1 protein-coding gene is annotated in these 1645 nt (G+C 69.0%); it reads left to right on the top strand.

Features of this window, described 5'->3' with window-relative positions; translation table 11 throughout:
* Positions 1–80 precede the first annotated feature (80 nt).
* The coding region (locus ACFCZF_RS40845) for a carboxylesterase/lipase family protein (protein WP_376675987.1) at positions 81–1645 on the top strand (1565 nt) is incomplete at its 3' end.

The raw sequence follows: 1645 nt of genomic DNA, 5'->3' as shown, positions 1-1645 counted from the left end.
GCCCGACTGGCTGTTTTTCGTTCTGAGTGGTTCGTTTTCTTGTCCGTCTGTGTGGAGGGAAGGTGTTGGTGTTGGTGTGCATGCCGGTTGTGGGGACGGATCGGGGTCCGGTGCGGGGCAGGGTCGTGGAGGGTATGCGGCAGTTCCTGGGTATCCCGTACGCGGCGCCTCCGGTGGGTGGGCTGCGGTGGCGGCCGCCGCGGCCGGCTGCGGGGTGGACCGGGCCGTTGGAGGCTTTCGAGCACGGGTCGCCGTGTGCCCAGGACACCGGGTGCATGCCGGGATGGGGTTACGACAGTGACAGTGAGGACTGTCTTTATCTGAACGTGTACGCGCCGGCCGGGACCGGTGCGGGGGACGGGCTGCCGGTGATGTTCTGGATCCCGGGCGGAGGACTGGCGGCGGGGGGTGCCAACGACTACGACCCCGGTGCCCTGGTCCGTGACGGGCGGGTGGTGTTCGTCTCGGTCAACTACCGGATGAACGTGTTCGGTTTCTTCTCCCATCCGGTGATCAACGACGAGGGCCACGCGTCGGGGAACTACGGGATCATGGACCAGCAGGCCGCTCTGTGCTGGGTGAGGGACAACATCACCGCGTTCGGCGGCGACCCGGGCAACGTCACCGTCTTCGGGGAGTCCGCGGGTGCGATCAGCGCGCTGGCGCACATGGTCTCACCGCGTTCCGCGGGCCTGTTCCACAAGGTGATTCTGCAGAGTGCGAGCGTGGCCGCCACCACCATGACCGCGTCGCTGGAGAGCCGGGAGCGGGTGGGCCGTGACCTGGCCTCGGCTGCGGGATGCCACCACCAGAGCCCCGACAACCTGCGGGCCCTGTCCGTGCGTGCGCTGAAGGCCGCCAACGCCATGCCGGAAGGCAGTTACGGCATCGGCCGGCACCACATCGGTCTCGTCGCGGACGGTGACATCGTCCCCGACGCGATGCGGACGCTGTTCACCACGGGCCGCTTCCAGCACGTCCCCGTCATCAACGGTGTCAACCGCGACGAGTACACCTGGTTCCAGGCCATGGTCGAAGCCTCCACCGGCCGCACCCTGGCCGACGAGGACTACGAACAGGCTGTGGCCGAGGCCCTGACCGGGCGGCGCCGCACCGCTCTGCTGGAAGCCGCGCTCCCGCGGGAGTCTCTCCCCGAGATCCTCAAGCGCTACCCGTTGAGCGAGTACCCCGGAGCGAGCCGGGCCCTGTCCGCGGTGATCGGCGACTGCGGTCTCATCAGCGCCGGCGGCCGCCGCACCACCCGCATGATCGGCCAGTACGTTCCCGACGTCTACGCCTACGAATGGGACGTGCCCGACTCGCCCGTGGCCTGGCCGGCCGTCTCCTTCCCCTACGGATCCGCCCACGTGCAGGAACTGCAGTACCTCTTCCCCCGCTTCCGCGGCGGCGGCGGCACCGCCCAGGACCTCACCCCGCCCCAGCAACACCTCGCCCGGCAGATGGTCCACTACTGGACCACCTTCGCCCACCATGGCACACCCAACGCCCCCGTCCCCCAGGCACCCCACTGGCCCCGCTACCAACCCGACCGCGACAACTTCCTCGCCCTGCGCCTGCCCCGACCCACCGTCATCAACGACTACGGCACCACCCACCACTGCGACTTCTGGGACACCCTCACCAC

The organism is Streptomyces sp. NPDC056296, assembly GCF_042268605.1.
GTDB lineage: Bacteria > Actinomycetota > Actinomycetes > Streptomycetales > Streptomycetaceae > Streptomyces.
The sequence above is the reverse complement of the archived record's forward strand: the minus strand, read 5'-3'. Positions and strand labels throughout refer to the sequence as shown.